Source organism: Anaeromicropila populeti, assembly GCF_900112775.1.
GTDB lineage: Bacteria > Bacillota > Clostridia > Lachnospirales > Lachnospiraceae > Anaeromicropila_A > Anaeromicropila_A populeti.
Map to the genome: position 1 here is coordinate 1 of NZ_FOYZ01000006.1, position 22778 is coordinate 22778.

At 34.3% G+C, this 22778-nt stretch carries 24 protein-coding genes and 1 rRNA gene; 18 read left to right on the top strand and 7 right to left on the bottom strand.

The features are described from left to right. Window positions 1-221, top strand: a 23S ribosomal RNA gene (locus BM305_RS08535); the annotation flags it as partial. A gap of 169 nt (window positions 222-390) precedes the next feature. On the opposite strand, the gene BM305_RS08540 is transcribed toward BM305_RS08535, so the two are convergent. Both BM305_RS08540 and BM305_RS08545 read right to left on the bottom strand, forming a co-directional pair. Further along, entirely contained in the window at window positions 391-588 is a 198-nt protein-coding gene (locus BM305_RS08540) for a hypothetical protein (protein WP_092560284.1), read from the bottom strand. An 88-nt stretch (window positions 589-676) separates the two neighbouring features. Next, a complete protein-coding gene (locus BM305_RS08545) occupies window positions 677-1792 on the bottom strand; it encodes a M23 family metallopeptidase (RefSeq protein ID WP_092560285.1) in 1116 nt (371 codons plus the stop codon). A 100-nt stretch (window positions 1793-1892) separates the two neighbouring features. Between BM305_RS08545 and BM305_RS08550 the strand changes: the two genes are divergently transcribed. From BM305_RS08550 to BM305_RS08605, 13 genes are all read left to right on the top strand, one after another. Further along, window positions 1893-3059, top strand: coding sequence for an SAM-dependent methyltransferase (locus tag BM305_RS08550; protein ID WP_092560286.1), 1167 nt, complete (start codon window positions 1893-1895; stop codon window positions 3057-3059). Window positions 3060-3127: 68 nt separating this feature from the next. Next, window positions 3128-3772 carry a histidine phosphatase family protein gene (locus tag BM305_RS08555; protein ID WP_092560287.1) on the top strand — a complete coding sequence of 215 codons (645 nt, stop codon included), beginning with the start codon at window positions 3128-3130 and terminating at the stop codon, window positions 3770-3772. Between the two features lie 4 nt (window positions 3773-3776). Next, window positions 3777-4388 carry a Maf family protein gene (locus tag BM305_RS08560; RefSeq protein WP_092560288.1) on the top strand — a complete coding sequence of 204 codons (612 nt, stop codon included), beginning with the start codon at window positions 3777-3779 and terminating at the stop codon, window positions 4386-4388. A 55-nt stretch (window positions 4389-4443) separates the two neighbouring features. Beyond that, the gene (locus BM305_RS08565; protein WP_177214639.1) at window positions 4444-5733 is read left to right on the top strand and encodes a putative glycoside hydrolase; all 1290 of its coding nucleotides are present in this window, start codon (window positions 4444-4446) and stop codon (window positions 5731-5733) included. 105 nt (window positions 5734-5838) lie between these two features. Then, window positions 5839-6924 (top strand): hypothetical protein, encoded by a 1086-nt coding sequence (locus BM305_RS08570; RefSeq protein WP_092560290.1) that lies wholly within the window; start codon window positions 5839-5841, stop codon window positions 6922-6924. Between the two features lie 112 nt (window positions 6925-7036). Continuing rightward, complete coding sequence (locus BM305_RS08575; protein WP_092560291.1) at window positions 7037-7738, top strand: 4'-phosphopantetheinyl transferase family protein; 702 nt, start codon at window positions 7037-7039, stop codon at window positions 7736-7738. An 83-nt stretch (window positions 7739-7821) separates the two neighbouring features. After that, window positions 7822-8592 (top strand): Ig-like domain-containing protein, encoded by a 771-nt coding sequence (locus tag BM305_RS08580; RefSeq protein ID WP_092560292.1) that lies wholly within the window; start codon window positions 7822-7824, stop codon window positions 8590-8592. A gap of 219 nt (window positions 8593-8811) precedes the next feature. Beyond that, entirely contained in the window at window positions 8812-9225 is a 414-nt protein-coding gene (locus BM305_RS08585) for a hypothetical protein (RefSeq protein WP_092560293.1), read from the top strand. A gap of 32 nt (window positions 9226-9257) precedes the next feature. After that, entirely contained in the window at window positions 9258-9392 is a 135-nt protein-coding gene (locus tag BM305_RS19635) for a hypothetical protein (protein WP_272481956.1), read from the top strand. Between the two features lie 323 nt (window positions 9393-9715). Then, entirely contained in the window at window positions 9716-11182 is a 1467-nt protein-coding gene (locus tag BM305_RS08590) for a methyl-accepting chemotaxis protein (RefSeq protein ID WP_092560294.1), read from the top strand. A gap of 395 nt (window positions 11183-11577) precedes the next feature. Further along, complete coding sequence (locus BM305_RS08595; RefSeq protein ID WP_092560295.1) at window positions 11578-12918, top strand: condensation domain-containing protein; 1341 nt, start codon at window positions 11578-11580, stop codon at window positions 12916-12918. Window positions 12919-13081: 163 nt separating this feature from the next. Next, the gene (locus tag BM305_RS08600) at window positions 13082-13573 is read left to right on the top strand and encodes an HD domain-containing protein (protein WP_177214640.1); all 492 of its coding nucleotides are present in this window, start codon (window positions 13082-13084) and stop codon (window positions 13571-13573) included. Window positions 13574-13598: 25 nt separating this feature from the next. Next, window positions 13599-14348, top strand: coding sequence for a putative ABC transporter permease (locus tag BM305_RS08605; protein WP_207649468.1), 750 nt, complete (start codon window positions 13599-13601; stop codon window positions 14346-14348). Window positions 14349-14399: 51 nt separating this feature from the next. Here the strand turns inward: BM305_RS08605 and queF are convergent, their stop codons facing one another. The 3 genes from queF to queC form a co-directional block, all read right to left on the bottom strand. Continuing rightward, entirely contained in the window at window positions 14400-14897 is a 498-nt protein-coding gene (queF, locus tag BM305_RS08610; protein ID WP_092560297.1) for a preQ(1) synthase, read from the bottom strand. Further along, window positions 14894-15394 (bottom strand): QueT transporter family protein, encoded by a 501-nt coding sequence (locus tag BM305_RS08615; protein ID WP_092560298.1) that lies wholly within the window; start codon window positions 15392-15394, stop codon window positions 14894-14896. Before BM305_RS08615 ends, queF begins: the two co-directional genes overlap by 4 nt. Before the next feature lie 288 nt (window positions 15395-15682). Then, entirely contained in the window at window positions 15683-16372 is a 690-nt protein-coding gene (queC, locus tag BM305_RS08620; protein WP_092560299.1) for a 7-cyano-7-deazaguanine synthase QueC, read from the bottom strand. Window positions 16373-16510: 138 nt separating this feature from the next. Between queC and BM305_RS08625 the strand changes: the two genes are divergently transcribed. After that, the gene (locus tag BM305_RS08625; RefSeq protein ID WP_092560300.1) at window positions 16511-17671 is read left to right on the top strand and encodes an iron-containing alcohol dehydrogenase; all 1161 of its coding nucleotides are present in this window, start codon (window positions 16511-16513) and stop codon (window positions 17669-17671) included. Window positions 17672-17850: 179 nt separating this feature from the next. On the opposite strand, the gene BM305_RS08630 is transcribed toward BM305_RS08625, so the two are convergent. After that, the gene (locus tag BM305_RS08630; protein WP_092560301.1) at window positions 17851-19182 is read right to left on the bottom strand and encodes a family 43 glycosylhydrolase; all 1332 of its coding nucleotides are present in this window, start codon (window positions 19180-19182) and stop codon (window positions 17851-17853) included. 125 nt (window positions 19183-19307) lie between these two features. On the opposite strand from BM305_RS08630, the gene BM305_RS08635 reads away from it, so the two are divergent. The 3 genes from BM305_RS08635 to BM305_RS08645 all read left to right on the top strand — a co-directional run bounded on the left by BM305_RS08635 (window position 19308) and on the right by BM305_RS08645 (window position 21995). Further along, window positions 19308-20093, top strand: coding sequence for an AraC family transcriptional regulator (locus BM305_RS08635; protein WP_177214641.1), 786 nt, complete (start codon window positions 19308-19310; stop codon window positions 20091-20093). A gap of 100 nt (window positions 20094-20193) precedes the next feature. Continuing rightward, window positions 20194-21039 carry a hypothetical protein gene (locus BM305_RS08640; protein WP_092560303.1) on the top strand — a complete coding sequence of 282 codons (846 nt, stop codon included), beginning with the start codon at window positions 20194-20196 and terminating at the stop codon, window positions 21037-21039. After that, window positions 21036-21995 (top strand): peptidase U32 family protein, encoded by a 960-nt coding sequence (locus tag BM305_RS08645; protein WP_092560304.1) that lies wholly within the window; start codon window positions 21036-21038, stop codon window positions 21993-21995. Before BM305_RS08640 ends, BM305_RS08645 begins: the two co-directional genes overlap by 4 nt. A gap of 25 nt (window positions 21996-22020) precedes the next feature. Here the strand turns inward: BM305_RS08645 and BM305_RS08650 are convergent, their stop codons facing one another. Then, window positions 22021-22731, bottom strand: a complete 711-nt coding sequence (locus BM305_RS08650) for a lysoplasmalogenase (RefSeq protein WP_092560305.1) — start codon at window positions 22729-22731, stop codon at window positions 22021-22023. Window positions 22732-22778 lie beyond the last annotated feature (47 nt).

A 22778-nucleotide genomic window follows, 5' to 3' on the forward strand; every position in this document is an offset into this window, starting at 1 on the left:
AACCTCTGGTGTATCGGTTGTCTTACCAAAGGCATGGCCGAGTAGCCAAGTTTGGAAGGGATAAACGCTGAAGGCATCTAAGCGTGAAGCCCCCCTCAAGATAAGATATCCCTGCCGAAAGGCAATAAGACCCCTTGCAGACTACGAGGTAGATAGGTCAGAGGTGGAAGTGTGGCAACACATGGAGCTGACTGATACTAATAGGTCGAAGGCTTAATCAAAAAGTTTGGATGAATACAGTGTGTAGTTTTGAAGGTATAGGAAAGAGGCAGCCGAAAGGCTGTTTTTTTTGCGTGTAATAGGAGTTGAAAAGAAATTTCTAATAAAAAGGCGTTAAAAATAGCAATATAGCCATTTTTAACACCAATAGGAAATTTTAAAATAGTATTATTAGAAAAAAGAATCGTGATCACTAAGCTTTGAAACAAAGTTCTGCATTTCCTTTTTTGAATGAATGTCATGGGTTTTATTGATAATTTGCTGCTGCGACGGTTTATCTAACCCAGAAAAATAGGACATGGCATCCAGATTCTGTGCTAATGCCATACCAAATCCAATTGGAATATCCTGATCATTTAATATACTCATGCTAGTACCTCCAAATAAGTCATCAAAATAGAATTAATATATACTTTGGATAGTATTTGCACTTATACGATAAAATATAGAAAAAAATTCAGGATATTTCATCTTTTTTTAAAAAGTCCCAGAGACGAAATAGAAAACGATTTTTCTTTTTTGCAAGATGCTCTTGATAACTGGTAACTGCTGGGTCTTTCATGTTATATACTCGGGTATATTCTTTAGAATTTTCCATTTGTGCAGTTTCAGATTTGTTTTTACATAAAAATTTAGTTAATGCATAACAATCAATCCATATCTCATTATTGCCTTCTTTTTGAGATTCATTAAAAATAAGTTGTATACCAAAATGCAAATGCGAGGTGTCAATATTGTTTGTGTTTTCTTTGTTACTGTATCCAGTTCTTCCAAGATATCCAATTACATCACCTGCTGAAACGACACTGCCAATAGTTAAAGATGTATTATAAGGTAAATCCTTTCTTAAGTGTGCATAATAATAATAACGTTTTTTATCAAAACTTCTGATACCTAAACGCCATCCGCCATACTGGTTCCATCCCATTGCTTCAACATAGCCAGATTCAACAGCAATAATAGGTGTTCCAGTAGAACCCATTAAGTCGTGGCCAAGATGCTGTCTCTTAAATCCATAAGACCTGGAAACACCAAAATCATCATAATCATTATAATAATATCCTTTAGCAATTGGAGAAAATCCTTTTAGGCCGTATTTTTCAACCCATATTTTGTGTCCTGGTTCAGTTTCAGAATAGGTTTCAACTTCATACTCCCCGACTAATCCACCCAGCACAGCATTATATGCTTCCAGATAGTAAGAATAATACTTTAGATTTTCTGTCAGAGAGTCCATTGTAGCATCCTTATTTTTTAGTTCTTCAACAACTTTGCTCATCTGAGTGCTTGTCGAATTAGAAAATTGACCTCCTGTTTTTGCTGCACAATATGCCAGTAGTTCTATCCAGTTAATATGTACCTCTTCACCATAAGACTCTACATCATAAGTATATGCCAAATCTAAGGCATGATAACTTACTGTAAAATCAACCCATTTTATATAGTTCTTTTGAGGCGAAAAAGTAGGAATTATATTAGCATTTGTCTTTGATAAGGTAAGACATAGCACAAGTATTAATAGTACGGCTAACTCAGCAAAAATAGCTTTTTTAGTGAAATATTTTTTATTCATATTGACCTCGAATATGAAATGTGATACTATTCTATGATAAAAATAGAAATATATTACTAATATTGTTAGTTTGAATAACAGATGGAGAGGCAAATCAAATATGAATGCAATGGATAATTATATCATACAATACTTTAATGAATTTAATCAAATTAGTTTTATGGTTAAGTACAAGGGAGAAAAACATATAATTGGAAAAGATAAACCAAGGTTTACAGTAAACCTTTTGAAAGAAATCCCTAAGAAGGATTTATTAAATAGTACATCATTAGCATTAGGAGAAGCTTATATAAAAGGAGACTTGGTAGTGGAAGAAAATATATTTCAGGTACTGCCATATTTTTTGAGTCAGATAGATAAATTTTCTTTAAATAAATATTTATTAAAAAAACTTCAATTGAGCTCGCATAGTAAGTATCATGAGAAAGCCAATGCATCCTATCACTATGATATTGGAAATGATTTTTTTAAGTTATGGCTAGATGATACTATGAGCTATTCCTGTGGATATTTTAGACAAGATAATAACACCTTATATGAGGCACAAATCAATAAAACCCATTATGTCTTAGAGAAACTTTGCCTGCAAGAAGGGATGTCTGTACTAGACATTGGTTGTGGCTGTGGTTTTCTATTACTGGAAGCAGCAAAAAAGTATAAGGTAAAAGGATATGGGATTACTTTAAGTAAAGAGCAGTATAAAGAATTTCAGCAAAAAATCGAAGAAGAAAAGCTGGAGGATATGGTTACGGTCCGATATTTTGATTATCGAGATATTTCACGGTTTGACAAAAAGTTTGATCGTGTTGTCAGTATTGAAATGCTGGAGCATGTTGGGAGGGAAAACTATGATATATTTATCAAAACCTTATGTAATGTTCTAAAACCAGACGGGCTAGTACTCCTTCATTTTATAAGTTCCCTGGAAGAACGTTCAGGCGATCCTTGGATTAGAAAATATATTTTTCCAGGAGGCGTAGTACCAAGCCTGCGGGAAGTTGTCTGGCAATTGGGAGAAAACAAATTACAGATACTAGATGTGGAAAACCTAAGACTTCATTACTGTAAAACTTTACGATGCTGGTATGATCAATTTCAAAAAAACCGTCAGGAGATAGAAGAAAAATTTGGAGAAAGATTTGTACGTACATGGGAGCTGTATTTATGTTCTTGTGAGGCTGCATTTCAAAATGGAATTATTAGTCTGCATCAGATTTTATTATGTAATGGAACAGGAAATAAGCTGCCCGCTGTAAGGTGGTATTGAGAAGATAAAGGAATTGCATATTCCAATTTTTCCTGCTACAATAAAATAAGAATTAATCAGGAGGGAATATGCGAATATATTTAATTAGACATGCCAGGCAGGAAAGTATACTATGTAATGATAATACAGGATTAAGCGAAATCGGAAAAGAACAGGCAACACTGGTTGGACAGAGATTAAGCTCATATCATATTGATGCATTATATTGTAGTGATCTCATGCGGGCGAAGGAAACGGCACATATTATACAAGAACAGATTTGTAAACGGATGAACCAAATACTTTCTATACAAGAACGACGTGGATTAAGGGAGTCTGATTTTGGAGAATTGACGGGACAAAAAGATGAAGATATTCAGAGCAGATATGGCGAGTTTATGGAATCAAGGTATCATGAGAAGGAAGACTGGGCATATCCAGGCGGTGAAAGTGGTAAACAGGTTTTTAACAGAGTCAAACCTGTACTGGATGAGATAACGGCAGCAAGCTATAAAAATATTGCAATTGTTACACATGGTGGAACAATACGCGTAATATTAGCTGAACTGTTGCAGGGCAGTCAGGCAAACCGCCTGCTTTTTGGAAAATATCTTGAGAGAGGTGGCTTTACCGAACTATATTATGATGAGAAAAAGAAGAGATTCTATTTAGAACGCTTTAATGATTATGCACATTTAGAGATAAAGAACGATTTATTGATGAGAAAGGAATAGGAAGATGTTTACACTTATATTAGCGTCTGGGTCACCAAGACGAAAAGAAATTCTGGAACAATGCAAGATAGAATATAAAGTGATTGTCAGTGAGGTAGAGGAAAAAATCAGTTCATCAGAACCAGCTGAAGCAGCGAAGGAGCTGGCGTTTCAAAAGGCAGATGATGTTGCAGGAAAACTTGAAACAGAAGGAGAATATATTGTCCTGGGCGCAGACACGATTGTTGTATTGGAAGACGATATTTTAGGTAAACCCCTAAATGAAAAAGATGCATTCTTTATGTTAAAGAGAATACAAAATAACACACATGCAGTCTATACAGGTGTAGCTGTAATGGTAATAAGGGATGGAAAAGTGGTACAGACAATTTCATTTGCTTCTGAAACAAAAGTTTCTGTGTCGGAGTTAACAGAAGATGAAATATCGGAGTATATATCGACAGGAGAACCAATGGATAAGGCAGGGGCATATGCAATTCAAGGAATATTTGCCAAGTACGTGAAAAAAATTGAGGGTAATTATAATAATGTTGTTGGATTGCCAATTTCTGATATTTATGAAATGCTGAAAAGTCAAGGAATCAATCTTGATAAAAGGGAATTTTGCCAGAACTGATAAAGTGATTTATTGGATAGATATTTAAAAAGAATATGAAATGGGAAGAGTGGTTATGTTAAAAAAGAATTTTAGGGCAGGAGGAAAACTGAAAGGAACCCTTATTATTTTATTGTGCATTTTAGGGGGGATTTTCATATATAGAATAATAGGAAAGCAGTATAGTATAATGCTTTCACCTAAGACAGATGTCATACAAGAGACAGAAAGGATAGAAAAGACCTTAGCTCCAACTGAAAAAGTGGAAGTGATTTCTACCAAGAAACCAGAGGAAGATCAACATGTGGCGGCCTCAGAGGAACCAAGCGTGACAGTAAGTGAGATACCGTCTGAAAGTGAAGGAAGAGAACCAGTTAAAGTAAAAGGCATATACGTATCAGGACCTATGGCAGGTACGGGTGAACCATTTGATAAGCTGATTGAATTAGTAGATACAACAGAATTGAATGCAATGGTAATTGATGTGAAAAATGATAATGGTGAAATCACATATAAGATGAACTTGGAACAGGCAAAAGAAATGGAAGCTACAGTCAGATATATACCTGATATGAAAGAACTGGTTAAGCGTCTTAAGAAAAAGAATATTTATTTAATTGCAAGGGTTGTGGCTTTTAAGGATCCGATATTTGCAAAGAAAAATCCATCTTTAGCATTACAAGATAAAAATGGAACTCTATTTCAAGATAGAAATGGACTGGAATGGATTAATCCCTATAAAAAGAAAGCGTGGGAGTATTTGGCTGATGTAGCTAAAAACGCAGCTGAACTGGGATTTGATGAAATTCAGTTTGATTACATTCGGTTTCCAACAGAAAAAGGAATAAACCAGGTCATATTTGGAGAGGAAGCAGAGGGTAAAACAAAGAGAGAGGTGATTACAGAATTTGCAAACTATATGTATGAGACATTGAATCCATTGGGGGTATTTGTATCAGCAGATGTGTACGGAACTATTATCAATAGTGAAGTGGATAGTAAGTTAGTAGGGCAGAGCTATACGAAGCTGGCAGCTAAGTTAGATTATATTTGCCCTATGATTTATCCTTCCCACTATGCAAATGGAAGTTACGGAATAGATAATCCAAATGCAGAGCCGTACAAGATGATACGCAATGCGTTAGAGCAGTCAACACAGGTTCTTGAGGCTTCTGCGTTTCCAAAACATCAAGCAGTAATCAGGCCATGGCTTCAGGATTTTACCGCAAGTTGGCTAAAACCACGAATAGAATATAGTGAAGTGGAGGTAAGAGAGCAAATAAAAGCGGTTTATGAGGCTGGCTTTGATGAGTGGATTTTGTGGAATGGTTCTAATCAATATACAGAAAAAGCTTTAGAAAAATAGCGGTACCTTATAAAATAGGAATATGATATAATGTAGAAGTATGCTCAAGTGTAAAAGTGTTTGAAAGGGAAGGAGGATACTTAACAGATTGTTAAGTAAACAAATATGAAAAAAAGATTAAGACAGTTATTTTTAATTACTATTATTGCGGTATCTTCGGTCATTTTGTCAGGCTGCTATGGAGGGCAGACAGTAACAATGATGGTGAATGAAGATGGTACAGGTAAAATGGGGTATGAGGTTTGTATTGATGAAGAAACCTATAATGAATTATATGATGGGGAAGCGACAGATGAAAGCCAAATGGAACAAAGTGGATTTACAAAATCTACAAAAATGATTGAGGGTAAAAATTATGTTTGCTTTAAAAAGCTTATTGAAGTATCTTCTCTGGATGAAATGAAAGAAATTTTAGTATCTCAGTCAGCATTTAGCAAAACATTTATGTCCGAAGAGGAAGTAACGGAAAGTGATTCAGAGGGATTTTTAGAAAATGTAGAACTTAAAAAAGATTTTTTTAGGGGAGTTTATAAAGCAATTATGACTCCAGAGGAAAAAGAAGAATTTGACTCTTCAGAATATATGACGGATTATGATATGTTCACTAATATATCATTATCTTTTGCTAAGGAAATAACAGCTACAAATGGTGAGTTAAGTTCAGATAAGAAAACTGTCACATGGAAAATGGAGTACAATACCTATGACTTTTTGTGCTATGCAACTACTGCAAGTGAGGATATTGAGTCAGTGACTGGAAAGGATGAAACGGCACCAGTAATCTCAGGAGTTAAGAATAATCAGCTTGCAAGAAAAACAGTATGTATTAAATGTAATGATTATAGTGGTATTAAGAGTGTAACATTAAACGGAAGCAGCATTGGGAATGAACACTATGTGACAAAAGCGGGAACATACACAGTAACAGCAACAGATAATTATGATAATGCAACATCGGTAACTTTTACAATAGACACTACCCGGCCAAAGGTTTCTGGTGTTACAAGTGGAAAGACTTATAAAAAGAACAAAACCATTAAATTTACCGATAAGAGTGGAATAAAATCAGCTAAGTTAAATGGAAAGACGATTAAATCAGGATATGTTGTGAAAAAATCAGGTACATATACCTTAAAAGTTACAGATAAAGCAGGAAATGTAAAAACAGTTAAATTTAAAATTAAAAAATAACTTGTAATTCTAATAAAGGATCAGCGTGTGCTGATCCTTTATTGGTTGTACTGACAAATAGAGTGATGTGTGATATAATATTCAAAAATTTGTTTTTATTCAAGGAGGAAAAATGCTTCAATTATATGCTATTTTAGTGCCACAGCATTTTGACGAAGAGAACTTTAATTATCTGAAGACATTTGTTTCAGAAAAGAGACAGAATAGAATTGAGAAGTATTATAAGAGAGAAGATAAGCTTCGTTCCCTTCTGGCTGAACTATTATTACGGTATGTGTTGCAGAAGAATGTAAAAATGAATGGCCAGGAGATTCAGTTTTCTTATAACGAGTGGGGAAAGCCAGAACTATGTGGGCAAGATAGACTCTATTTCAATTTATCTCACTCTGGTAACTGGGTTATATGTGGTGTAGGTGATTCAATTCTGGGAGTTGACGTGGAAGAAAGCAGGGAAAAAAATTTAAATCTGGCAGAAAGATTTTTTGCAGCAGAAGAATATGAGGAGATACTAAGTCATCCGAAGGAGGAGCAGCTGAAACAGTTTTATAAATACTGGACACTGAAGGAAAGTTACACAAAAGCGGAAGGAAAAGGACTGTCTATCCCATTAGATTCTTTTTTGTTTCGTTTTTATAATGAAGATATTATGTTAATAACAGATGGAGTAAAAGCAGATGAATATTTATTTCAGGTTTACGAAATAGATGAACTACATACTGCGGCAGTCTGTTGGACAGGCAGCAGGGAAGAACTATTTCAGACAAAAATAAACTGTATTAGTGTGGATGAAATAATGCAATGGAAATTTAATTAAAAATAAAAATCTGTCCATGAATTTACAATATTTGTATGAGTGCGGTGGTATACTTTTTATACAAATATGGAAAGGAGTTTAATATGGGCAGATCTTTTTTTATTAAAAAAATTAACCTGAAGAGACATCAGATGTGTGTACTTCCTTTATTGCTATTAGGATTTTGTATATACTTATTTGATGTACCAATTCATTCACAAGATGAAACTATTAACTTTTATGAGAGCTTTGAAGGAACATTGTCTTCTAAGTCTGAAGAAGGAAGTTTTTTTCAAATGCATAATCTTGTTGTTGAGGAATCCTATCAGTTTCAAATGAAAATAGAGCTGGAGGGGATAGCAGCAGAAGGCACTTGTGAAATTCAGGTTAATCTTACAAAAGATGAGGCTCATTCTTTAAGTTTTAACGGGATTACATTATCAGAAAATACACGGGAGTATAGTTGTCAGCCTATTTTACCGAGAGGCAGCTATTTGATTGAAATTCATCTATTGAATAAAATAAACAAGCCAGTTAACTATAAAGTGAGTTTTTTTTATGAAAAGCAGATAGAAGAAAAAGATTACTTTGAGGAAGCGGATGTGTGGTTTACTAATCCAGAATTCAGACTGATTATTCCTGAAACTATAAAAAAAAGCAAAAAGTGCAGATTTGATTTATCGAGATACTTGAAGATTGATTCGTGGATTACTATCGATTCTGATGAGATATGCTGGAGCAGCAGTAATTCTGATATTTTAAAGATAAGTAGAGCTGGAAAGGCAACACCGGTGCATCAGGGGAGTGTATACATTTCTGCTGCATTGAGTAATGGAAAGATGGCAAGGTGTAAAATTATAGTTTCTGAAAAATAAGCGCATTTTATATTGACACGAACACTTGTTCGTGTTATGATATATATACAGCAGCGGTGTGCTACATAAGATACAGTTACTAAGGGACTAAGTGATTGTATCCATCTTGAAAGGAGTATGTATAATTCTTGAAGGGGGGAATTTTTCTAGTTGTCAATTACATGATGTGTTTGTTATCAAACGTGGATTTATGAGAATTTAAGAAGTGAGGGAATTTAAGTGGATATTTGTGCGGAATTTGATTTTTTTGTGGGGGATAACACAAGTGAGTCAATTAATATTGCAGATACAAATGATAACTTTGGGAAGATAAGTTTTTCCATTGGAAGTTTAGTGGAGCATATTTGCTCTAAGGATCACAAGTCTGGCAGTTCTGTTATTTTAGAGGGGATTTTTTTAGCAGAAGACTGGACAAGTGAATGTCCTTATCGGCAGACTGTGAAAATAAAAGGAATATCGTACTCGAATGGAGTAGAAATTATTGCAAAGGATAATATATCGAAGGAACAGGCGCTAGCTTATAAGCACGCTATGATATGTAGTGGTTCTCAAGGAATTGATAGTATCACAGTCAAAGCGTATGGTGATAAACCAATAGTAGATTTGCCATTTCAGGCAATTATCAAAAGGTAATATACAGTACAGGGATATATGGGAGAATATATGTGTGCAATAACGATTCTTGGAGAAGGAATTTACTTTCAGGGAAATTAGGAAAGCTACTGAATGATGCAAAGGATAAATTGGTTATGGGAAGTGGTTTTTACAAGGGGGATTCAAAAAGTACGGTTATGCGTTAAAAATATACAGGTAAAATTAGGGAAAAGAATAAAAAAATAGAACTTTGGGGGAAGTTCTATTTTTTTTAAATGTTTTTAAGTAAAAGTTTTTTACAAAAATGGCATTAAATTCTATAAACATATTATCAAATGTTCTACTTTGTGGTATACTATATACTAAGTTAGATTTTATGTTGGACATGCAATTATAACTAAATTTTAGTTTGAGGGGGGAATGTTACAGATAGCGGCCTTAGTGTAGACTGAAAGTAAAAAGTGTCATCAACAAAAATTATGAGCGTAAAATAGGCATTGGTCAAAATTTATAATGTGGAGGAAAGAATATGGAATTAACAAACAAACAAATTAAATCTTGTAATAAAGTTATGTTTTTTTCAATAATGTTTTTATGTTTCTTTTTTGCGTTAAACAATGTTCTTTATATTACTAAAAAAGGGATAATTCACGAAAATATAATTGGATTGGCAGTTACAGCTGCTGTAGTAATAACAACCATCATAATATATATGACAGGGCGTGAAAAAAAGAGTACCTTACATATTATTTCATATGTGTATTTAATTAATTATACAGTTGAATTATTTATATTTGATAATATAATGTATTATTCATATGGTATTCCAATTCTGATTATTGTAATGCTTTATTTAGATACCAAGTTGTTACACGAGATATCAATCGTAACTATGTTAATCAATATAGCTAAATTTATTTATAAAGCATTGACAATTGAAAATTTTGTGAGAGATGATTATGAATATGCTGTATTTATGATACTCATTATTTATGTAGTTTCTTTTAGCGTAACAAAGCTGCTTTTATTATTTATGAAGGAATCACATGCAAAAATTGTAGAAGCCGCCGAACAGCAGACAAAATCGGCAAACAAAGTAGTAAGTACAGTGAGTGAAATAAATATTAAATTCAATGATATTTTAAACGAATTGGTTGAAATAAATCAGCAGGCAGAGAACAATAGCATTTCAATGAAAGCAATTGCAGAAAGCACAGAAGAAACGGTAAATGAAATCAGTTATCAGGCAGATATGACTGGAAATATACAGGAGTCTATTGGAAAGACATTAAACAATGTTGAGACGGTGGACCAAACAACAAGTATGCTTTTAGATATTATTCGAAATGGTGTATTTTTATCAGAGGAACTTACAAAACAGTCACAAACTGTTGATTACAATGCAAACGAAATGAACAGCACGATACAAAAACTTGCAGAACGAGTAAAAGATGTTTCAGAAATAACAAATGCAATTTTATCTATTTCCAATCAGACAAATTTACTGGCATTAAATGCGTCTATTGAAGCAGCACGTGCTGGTGAAGCAGGAAGAGGTTTTGCAGTTGTTGCAGAACAGATAAGAACATTATCTGAGGAAACAAGAAAATCAACTCAGCAAATAACAGATATTATTGGTGAACTTAGCAATGCAACTGACAGTACGATGAAAATACTAGATGAATCAGTTAGTAATATTAAGAAGCAGAATTATCAGATTGGTGATGTGAATAATAGCTTTACAACAGGTGGAGAAAGCATTAAAACATTAAAGACGCTTACAGATGGTATTTTATCTGATGTTAATAAAATAACAGATTCTAATAAAACAATAGTAAATAGTATCAATCAGTTATCAGCGTCCACTGAAGAAATATCCAGTTGCTCACAGGAAAGTTATACTTCCAGTGAAAATATAATGGAAAAAATTGATAAATTTACAAAGGATATTAAAAAAATATATAGTGAGCTAGAGAAACTGGTTACTAACTTATAATTATAATAAATTTATGATAATTATAAAAATTTTAGAAATATATAATTAGTTTAATGATAAAACAAGAAATGAAGTTATCTGTCAATAGTTATTGGATTAGTAGATAAACATAGGTTTATATAAATAAACCCCATTCTTTTAAGATAAGTGAACTTAAAGGTATTGTAAAATCATTGAAAATAGGGCAACAAAACGATGGGAAAGGTAAAAACAATGAATTTGCAAGTAACAAAAATTAGAAATGTAAAAAATGTAAATATCAAATGATATACGTAAAATATATATAAATTCATAATAAATTTTTATTTTGTTGTATTTTATTGAATTGGAAAGATATAGTGATATAATGAAATCATAATAGTACAGTGAAAATACAAAAGAAAGAGAGAAATGTTATGATAACAAAAGTAGAATTTGAAAGAGTTTTTTTGTCTTCCCCTAGTATACACGTAATGTTTGTTGCAACAATTCAAGGATTTCCCTCAGAAAAGCATTTACAAATCGCAATCGAGAATGCAGTGAATCATTTTGACATGCTTCGGTGTAGAATTGAAACAGATTATAAAGGTGAATGTTATTATGTACCTTGTGAACATGTCAATATTGATATAGAAATGAGAGAATGGGAAGGTGAAGAAGGCAGTAATCTTCAGACATTAGTGAATGAACAGCAGCGAAAACCTTTTAATTTCAAAAAGGGAGAATTAATTCGGTTTATTGTTTTCCAAAACGAGCAGATTACAAAGCTTGTAGTTTGTGCCCATCATTTAGCTGGAGACGGGTTGTCGTATTCCTATTTAATCGAAAAAATAATGACTAATTTGATGTTGTTAGAAGAAGGAAAAGAGGATGAGGTATACAACATTAAAAAGACATATCCGGTTAAAGTATTAGGGGAAAAGGATTTCCCAAGTGATGTGAAGATCGGACCATTACATCGTTTTATATTCAAGAACATAAATAAAAAGTGGAATGAAAGACAGAGACACTTTAATTATGATGATTATTTAAATATGTTCAATAAGTTTTGGGAGGAACGTAAAACTAGAGTAATAACTGCTAAAATCAGAGGAAACAGTTTGGATAAAATTATTCAGTTATCTAAAAAGAATGGTGTTACAGTAAATAGTACACTGGCAACTACATTATTGAAAGCATTTGACGATAAAATTACCATTAAGTTTGCAGCTAGTGTGAGAGAAGACGGAGATAAGGGGATGGGTAACTACGCAACTGTAATTTCAATTAACCATTGCTATGATAAAAATATTGGCTTTTGGGATAACTGCAAAAAAGTCCATAAGATGATTCATAAGGAACTTCGTAGTAATAAAAGTAAATATTTCGGTTTGAAGTTTATTTGTAAGTTTGATGCTTCACTGTTAACCGCAATGTATTTTCATGCATTTTCTGATTATACAAATAAAGTTGCAGAAAAAATAGGAGAATTAATTGGCTACATAAAGCCAAAAAAGGGCTTGTTTATAAGTAACTTAACTAAAGCTAAAATAGCAGATAAATATGGAAGTTATGAATTAAAGGATCTTACCTTTTATTCACCCCTTGCTCCATCGGTTAATACCATGCTTTCCGTTGCAACCATTGGACATACCATGGTGTTGACTATGCAATACGATGAGAAACTGGCAGATACACATAACGACATTTTTTATAATGCAATTATGGATTTAGACAATTTGGAAGTAGCTGGTGACTTAGAATACGATTTATGCTAACTTACTTATTAGCAGGCTGTGTTGCAGCCTGCAATTTTTTTCTTGCCATTATAGCTTGTTGTTTGCTATTATATAAGGGTACCATTGGGAGTGGAATTTTTGAAATAGCTTAAGTGGCTTTGACGACTTATGATGTTGAAGTAACAATGAGTAATGAGGTATTATGAGACAAAACGAATATTTTATTCAAGTTTTAATGGAATTTGTTGAAAATAAAGATTTTGCATCAATGAGTGAATATACACAGCATGCAAGAGTGAGTTGTTTAGAACATTCAGTATTTGTTGCTTATGTAAGTTTTCTAATATGGAATGTATTTAGAATGAAGGAGGGGAAACGAAGCCTGATACGTGGAGCTTTGTTGCACGACTTTTTCTTGTACGATTGGCATGACAAGAGTCTGGGGCATAAATGGCATGGGTTTTATCATCCATCAGCAGCATTGGCAAATGCCAAAGGACAATTTCCTATTAATTTAGTGGAAGCTGACATTATAAAAAAGCATATGTTTCCTTTGGTGATATATCCACCAAAATATAGGCAAAGTGCAATTGTATGCATTGCAGATAAAATATGTGCAATATGTGAAATTTCTAGGATATATCCGAACCTATTTTGTATGCCTGAAGATATTACAAAAAAATTAGACTTATGAGGTGAAGACAGTGGAAAGCATTTGTATGTGGTTTTTATGGTTTATAATTTATAGTTTTATGGGATGGCTTTATGAATCGGTATTATGTTCCATTACTGGCGGCAAGCTAACCAATCGTGGATTTTTAACGGGACCAATTTGCCCTATTTACGGGTTTGGCGCAGTAGCAGTACTTGTCATGTTTTATCCATTTCCAATGAAGTTTTACTTGCTGTTTCTTTTTAGTGCAGTGATAACTACAACAATAGAGTATATTACATCGGTTTTGCTTGAAAAAATATTTCATACAAGATGGTGGGACTATACTGAACAGAAGCTGAATATTAAGGGAAGAGTATGTATTCTTGGAACCATTGTTTTTGGAACCTTTTCTGTATTGTTGGTTAAGATTGTCCATCCGTTTATTATAGAAGTAACTAGTGCAATTTCCAAGCTGCTCCTTTTTGGCTTGTGCGGTGTTATCGTTGCAGTTGGAACAGTTGATTTTATTGTTACAATTATGTCGTTTGTATCATTGGAAGGAAGATTAAAGGAATTAGAGGAGCAGATTCTTGGATTTCTGGATTCACAAAAGAAACGTACAGGTGAATGGAAAGCAACTTTGGTAGAAAAATTCGAGACCAGTGAGTTTTATACAGAGCGGGTAAAGAAATTACTTGACCATAAAAGCTTTCAGCAGAGTCGATTAATGAAAGCTTTCCCCAAGATGAAATCTATACGATATTATCATGCGTTGGAAAAAATCAGAGATAAAGTGAACGGAAGATTGAAATAGATGAATACTAGAAAGCACCCCAAAAACAGGGTGCAGAATGATGCAGTTTAGTTATCTATTATCAATTTTCTCAGGATACATATCATGCTTTGTCAGTCGCTCAAATGCAACTGTTTCCCATATGCTTCCCGGTATTCCATAGTTACAATAAGGATCAATGGAGATACCGCCTCTAGGAGTGAATTTACCCCAAACTTCAATATATTTTGGCTGCATGAGTTTTATTAAATCTTTCATTATGATATTAACACAATCTTCATGAAAATCTCCATGATTACGGAAACTAAACAAATACAGCTTCAATGATTTACTTTCTACCATGCGTTCTCCAGGAACATATGAAATATAAATAGTTGCAAAATCAGGCTGACCAGTTATAGGACACAAACTGGTGAATTCAGGACAGTTAAATTTTACAAAATAGTCGTTACCAGGATGTTTATTTGGAAAAGTCTCCAGAACCTCTGGAGCATATTGATCAGAGTATTTAATATTTTGATTTCCGAGAAAAGTAATGCCCTTTAATTCTTCTTTATCTCTGTTATTCATATGTGCACTTCCTCCTTATGTAATAATGTTTTTTCTATCATACTCACTAATAGAACACTACAAATACCAGGTACTGTCTGACCAATACATAAGCTTAAAGCTAAACCGAAATAAGGAAGAGCTAGCAAGTAAGATAACCATGTAGGAACAAGTAGTCCTGGAATTAATGTAATGGCAAGAGCCATCCACCATTTGCTAAGCTGATATTTTCGAATAAGGGAGGTGGAAAAGGTTGCCAGCATACCTACAAGGCATCCACCCAGCATATCCCATATGCCCAGGCCACCAAACAGCATGTTGGAAATGAAATTCGCAAGTCCCAGGGGAATGATAAGAAATGGACAAAGGTAGCCTAAGCCATATAAAGAAGTTGCAATCCTTATCTGGAATGCCCCAAAGGAAAAGCCCTGCGTTACATATAGGATTACAATGTAAAGAGCTGTAACCATTGCAGAGATAGTGAGTTTTTGAGTTTTTGTCAATTGATTAATGTTCATGTGGTTCCTCCTAAATGAGTACCACCCAGTAGTTTTACAATGAACAAAGTGTGTGTTCCACACACACTTTGCCGCAACCTGTGGGTGTGGCTGTCCTTTAGCCACAATATTCCTTACCCACACGTGTGCATAAAAAAATGGCATCTGTTATAAACATAAGCCATCAAAAAACACCATAGTATGTACTATGATATATTCCCTAGTTTTGTTTAACGACAGGATGGTCTCGAACTGTCTATTTATTTTTAATAATTATAGCCGATTCACAAAAAAGATGCAAGTAAAATTCTATTGTGCATCATATAAAATTGGATCAGTGTAATTGTTTTTTAAAAAAGCTTGAATGCGATCCCGGCAGGTTCCACATTTTCCACATGCCTTTTCATTCCCTTCATAACAGCTCCAAGTAAGTTCATATGGAACGTGAAGACTGAGTCCAATTTGGACTACATCTGCTTTAGTCATTCCAACAAAGGGGGCAATAAGTTGAAGAGCTTTTCCACTGCCTTCATAAATAGCAGTTGACATGGCATCATGAAAAGAACTACTGCAATCAGGATATGCATTTCCAGCAGCGTCATCTCTATGAGCACCGTAATAAATATAGCTGCAATCTTTTGATAAGGCAATACAGGCAGCAGCTGATAAAAAAAGTCCATTGCGAAATGGAACATAAGTAGTAACGGGAGAACCATTACTGTTTTTCAATTGTTCCTCATAGGACTGTTCTGGAATTTGCTCGTCGGAATGTTGTAATAGAGAACAGTTGCTAAAGGAAAACATTTTTGTTAAATCAATTTCTAACCCTTCAATTTTGTAATGGGTGAGAACCTGTCTGGCAGCTTCAAGTTCCTTTGTATGCTTTTGACCATAATAAATGGACAAAGGAATTACATGGTCTGCACCAAACCGTTGGATAGCCAGTGCTAGACAAGTTGTGCTGTCAAGACCACCGCTAAATAAAACCATTGCTTTCATTGGAATAACCTCTTTTCTTGTTTGATATTTTCTTATCATAGCATACTAATGAAAGGATTAAAATACATGTATGGGATTTTTTAGTTGTAGAAATGCCTGCTAAATGATAAAATAGCAAGTAGAATAGGAGGTTGTTCAATGGAAAATTTTATTTTTAATGCGTATACAAAAATTTATTTTGGAAAAGGAATGATAAGTAATTTACCAGAAGCAATAAAGAAGCATGGGAAAAATGTTCTATTAGTTTATGGTGGGGGAAGCATTAGAAAAAATGGAATTTACGATAAGACAAGGGAATTATTAAGTGACTGCAACATTATTGAATTACCTGGAGTTGAACCTAACCCTAAAATTGATACTGTTAGAAAAGGAGTGGAACTTTGCAGAGAACATAATGTGGAGGTAATTCTTGCAATTGGCGGAGGAAGTACAATTGACTGTTCAAAAGTAATAGGTGCAGGGTTCTATTATGAAGGAGATGCTTGGGAACTGGTTGAGTTTCCAGATAAAATTACAGAAGTCCTGCCTGTGGTGACTGTATTAACTTTGGCGGCTACTGGTTCAGAAATGAATAAAAATGCAGTAATATCTAATCCAGAGATTAATGAAAAGCTTGGAACGGCTTCTTCTAATATGATACCACAGGCTTCGATATTAGATCCAGAGTATTTGTATTCACTTCCGGCGATTCAGACAGCAGCAGGAACAGCTGATATTATGTCACATGTTTTTGAAAGCTATTTTAAGCAAGAGGAAGATACTTTTATTCAAAATAAATTTGCAGAGGGCCTTTTAGAAACTTGCATTAAATATTGTCCGATTGCATTAAAAGAACCTAATAATTATGAGGCAAGAGCAAACCTAATGTGGGCAAGTACACTTGCATTAAATGGATTAGTTGGTGCGGGGAAGGCAGGAGCATGGACTTGTCATCCAATGGAGCATGAGTTAAGTGCATTTTATGATATTACACATGGGACTGGGTTGGCAATTTTGACCCCACGGTGGATGAGATATATTTTAAGTGAAAAAACAGTGGATAAATTTGTAGAGTATGGTAAAAACGTATGGCATCTACCTGAGTTGGAAGACAAGTTTGCATATGCAAACCAGGCAATTGATAAGACGGAACAATTTTTCAGAGATTGTGGTATTCCTATGAGCTTTTCTGAAATTGGAATTGGGGAAGAATATTTTGATATAATGGCGGAAAAAGCAGTCCGTATTGGGTATTTAGCATATGCTTATGTTCCGTTGTCTAAGAACGATGTAATAAATATATTCAAAATGTGTATGTAAAGTGTTATTTAGAACAAAGTGTGTGTTCCACACACTTGCGATTTTAATCAACTATAAGGAACACACACTTTGCCACAACCTGTGGGTGTGGCTGTCCTTTAGCCACTATATTCCTTACCCACACGTGTGCATCATCCTGCACCCTGTTTTTTAGGGTGCTTTTTTGCGTGAATAGCAGCTTATTTGCTAAATACAAAAGATATCAGTTCAAAGAGCTGTCTGCCCTTAAACATTTCGGTAAAATAACCTCCAAAACTGTCTTCAACGACAAAAAATACAGCATGTCTGCCAGTTACATTTCTGACAGTTGTTGTAATGCAGTTGTCATCTAACCCAATATTGCAGCAGCCAATCTCTTCTCCATTTTCATAGTGATCAATGAAAATATGCAATTTAGACTTACAGCCAGAGCCGATTATACTGGCACTAAATTCCATGGTTTTACTTGAAAAATCCTCACCAAAGTCAAAATATTTAAATCCAATGATACAGCCACTGGTAATATTGGTAATAATTCTTGTAAATATATTTTTTTCTGTAATTATGCATCCGCCTTTCAGTACGCATGCAATATCAGCAGGTGTAATCTGATAAGGTGACAAAGCTTCCTCAAAGCCCAAAGAAGTCATCTCTACCTGCGGAATTGTTCCATCAGGCATTATGTCAATCCGTTCCACGCAGCCACGTCTTGACATAATGGTACCGTTTGTCATTCTGTGATAAAAAATATACCACTGGCCATTTATTTTGCAGATTGAGCCATGGTTATTCCCACCGGGGTAATCAATACCATTGTCTACAATGGTTCCACCATAAGTAAAAGGTCCTGTTGGGGATTTACTGGTAGCATATACAAGCCTGCTTCCTGTTTTGGGAGAATAGATAAGGTAGTAAGTATCTCCAACCTTTCTTGGTGAACAGGCTTCAAAAAATTCGAAAGGTGCTTCTACTGGGATAATATCATCCTGATAGGTTCCATCTATTACTTCATACATATTTTCTGAATTCAATTCAGCCATATAGGAGCTGAGGTATCCGCAATAGATATACACGCGCCCGTCATCATCTACCAGTACGCCTGGATCAATAAAGGAACCATGACCACAGAATTCTTCATTTTTTCCTTCAGGAATGTTGTATTGATAGGTTGAAATTAGTTTAAATGGTCCTTCAGGCTTATCGCTGACAGCAACACAGCCCCTTGCCCCTACAATATAGGCATAAAGATAATAGCTGTCTCCTTTTTTTACTACATCAGGGGCAAAAAGGCTGTGATCCGTCCAATCTGTATCACTTTTATGATCTCTATCGTCCTGGGTATGAAATATGTCACCATGGCAGATCCAGTCAGAAAGATTATGAACAGAAGCAGACCATACTTTTAGCTTAAAATCACAAAATTTATCTGAACCAGCACTGTCATGCGAACCATAAACATATACTCGGTCACCAAAGACACGGGGTTCTCCATCAGGTATATACTCCCAGTTTGGTAAATATGGATTTGGCATAGTATTTCCTCCTAGTTTTTTTATACTCAATATTGTAATATTATTTTATAGATAGCACAATGTAATATTGTGTTGATCGTACTGCACAAATGTGCAAGAATAGGACAAAACCAGGAGAGAATGTAATGGAAATAAAATGTATAGGATATAATCATCCACACGATAGTAAATTTGTGATTAACCGGCCCAATGGAGTGGATAGCTGGTTGTTTCTTCTTATTAAAACTCCAGCTGTTTTTATGAAAGATGGACAGAAGATAGTGACAAAGAAAAATTCATTTATCTTGTATAGTAAAGATACTCCACAATATTATCAAACCTATGGTGAAATATACATCGATGACTGGTTTCATTTTGTTGCAGACGAGAAGGATGTTCAGTTCTTTCAAGAATTGAACATACCATTTAATACAGTAACAGAATTAAGTATAATATCTGATTTATCAGCGTTTATCCGGACTATGACGTATGAGTTTTATTCAAATGAACTCTATAAGCCAGAACTTATGGATTTGTATTTAAGAACACTTTTTTACAAATTAAGTCAGAGAGTTAATTCTTGCTGCATCCCAGAGTCTGGAAGTGCTTCTAGACATTATGACTGTATGCAGCATATTAGAAATGAGATTTTCAATATGCCACAAAAAAGCTGGTCCATTAACGAAATTGCCAGAGAACATTCCATGAGCCGATCAGGGTTCCAGCATATTTACAAAAATACATTTGGTGTAAGTGCTACAACAGATATTATTAACAGCAGACTGCAAAGAGTGAAGTTTTTATTGCAGACTACGGACATGACATTGGACAAAATTGCCGAACAGTGTGGATACAGTAGTGAAAATTATCTTATGCGGCAGTTTAAAGAAAAATTTGGAGTGACACCTGGGCAATTTAGAAAAAACATATAAGAATGAATAACATGAATATTTTTACAGACACAGGAAAGAATAGGGATTAAAGGTAATTATGATTTTTGCCAAAAAAGTTATTGTATCATAAGGAGAGACTATGGCAATGAGACAGGATTATTGTTTAAATTTCTGTGAGATGATTCAGAATTTGTATGAGAAGTATGTAAACTTTGATGATGCAATTGAACACTGTTTGAAAGAGGAAGGCGAAGAAAACTGCCAGCGAATTTATTTTGGTTCCTCCTTTTGTGGACAGCATTTTTTGCATATTACAAACAAAATTGTTAGCAGTCTGGCAGAAGCTTGTATGAGAAAGGGGATAAAATTGACTTTAGTAATTCCCACCTTTTCAGAAAGAAATCTAGATAGAGGAAAAGATAAAATAAAGGAGTTTGCTGCTTTCTGTGAGAATTGTTTGGATGAAATGACAGTAAATGATTTTGGAATGCTGGATTTTGTGAGCAAGAATTATCAGGTGAACTTGAATTTGGGGAGGCTGTTTATGAAGGATTACCGAGATCCGAGATATGAACAATATTTTCATCAGATTCTGGCTCCCAAAATATTTACAGGTTATTTATTGAATTTGCTGGAACAGTACCCTATAACGGGTATGGAGTTTGATCCTACTCATGAAGGCATTGATTTCAGCGCGAAACCAGAAAAAATTCAAATCGGAATACATCTTCCATATTGTTATATGACAGTAGGACATATTTGTGAATTTGCCTCCATTCCAGTAGAACTAGAAAAGAAGTTTCGGCCGAATATCCAGTGTCAGAATGAATGTATGAAAAATCTGATTCGTTATCATTTTGACGATGAATACAAATGGATGCGGCTTGGAAAGACAATCTACTTTTGGAATAAATCATGTAAAATAGTGGGAACCGATCAGATAAGAGTTATTTATTTTCCTTATAAATGGGAGGTGGCTCAATGAAGGTATTAGTACCCCTTAATAACAGGGAACATATTGACGATTATCTGAAAGCAGGTGCAGGAGAGTTTTATATTGGCTTTTATGATAAGGCATGGGTAGAGCGCTTTGGAGATTATGCAGATATTAATCGGTTAACAGGGTATAAGGAGGATGCAAATCCTTTTGACTTTGATACAATACTGGAAATAATAGAAGAGGTAAAAAATAAAGGAATTATGATTTACGTAACCTTCAATTCCAGTATGTATTCAGGTGAACAGCTGGAATTTATCCGCCAATATTTTACCAGGCTTCAAAAAACAAGAGTAGATGGTGTCATTGTTTCTTGCATGGAACTGATGGAATTGGCGAGAGAAACGGGAGTAGCTGCTGTGGTTAGCACGATAAGTGGAGTATATAATTCAGATATTGTAAAATTCTATAAAGAACGTGGAGCAAAACGAATTATTTTGCCGCGGGATCTTTTAGTTGAGGAAATCGGAACAATTTCAGCTGCATTACCAGATATGGAATATGAAGTGTTTATGATGAGAAACGGCTGTTCTTTTTCGGATTCTAATTGTCTTGGACTTCACCGTCAGGAAATGTGTGCAATTTGCAGCAGCCTCCGTAACAGTAAAAAGGAAGTTCTTACGAATGAGAAAGGATTTCAGCCGCTGCATAATACAGAATGGAATAATTTTATCTACAACCATTTTTTTCACCAGGATGCCTGTGGGTTATGTGCGTTATATCAGTTTGTAAAGATGGGAATTGCAGCCTGTAAAATTGTAGGACGGTCAGATGAGTGGGAAGCAATTTGTCATGATATTGCATTTGTGAAAAAAAATATTGATATAGCAGAAAAATGTGAATCAGAAGAGGAATTTCTAGAAGAAATGGCTTTTCCAAACAGTCGAAAGGCAATCTGCAAAATGGGTTTATCCTGCTACTATCCAGAAATACGTTTTCAATAAAAACACATATTGCAGAGCACCAGGCTTACTGCAATATGTCCTTTTTTCTAAAACCATTCATTACACTTAATGCGAGAATTCCCTGTCCAGTATAATAAATTAATAAGTTAAGCGGTACCAGAATAAATGGACTGTTGTTATAATAAAAAACATGTACTAATATCAGATCTGAGATGTAAAACATAATTGCTCCAAGGATAGTTGTCATAACAGCCCAAGGGAAGGAGTGATAATGTTTTATCAGAGAAACAGCACTTCCTGTCATAAAAGTAATAATTAGTGTATAGGCTACAATCAGTGGATACATGGAACCAAATTCAAAACCGTCAACTACGGTAATGTATGTAATTGTAAAAACTGCAAGTATTGCGAAAACAATGAGCTGAATTTGATTGATTTTAGTAAAACGGTAAAAACTGATGGAATAAAATATGTGTCCAATTGCAAAACTTGCAACTCCCAAAATAAAAAAAATGGAGTTATTATTAATTGCCAAAAAGAAATCCCCAAATAGAGCAAAAATGAATCCAAGCAATAAGGTAATAAAATAGTTTTTATCGCAGGGAACAGCAAGATAGCTGATAACGATTAAGCTTACAAATAAAAGACTGGTAAAGGTTTTTAGAAAAACATAAATTATGCGAGGTTCTACCCCAATATTAAAGATTAAGGTCATCATAGACAGCAAAAGAACAAAAAATAAAAGGAAGGGTTCCTTTTTTAGTTTTATCATCATAATATTAATCTCCTATGTGGTATTTTATTTTAAATATAACATATAAT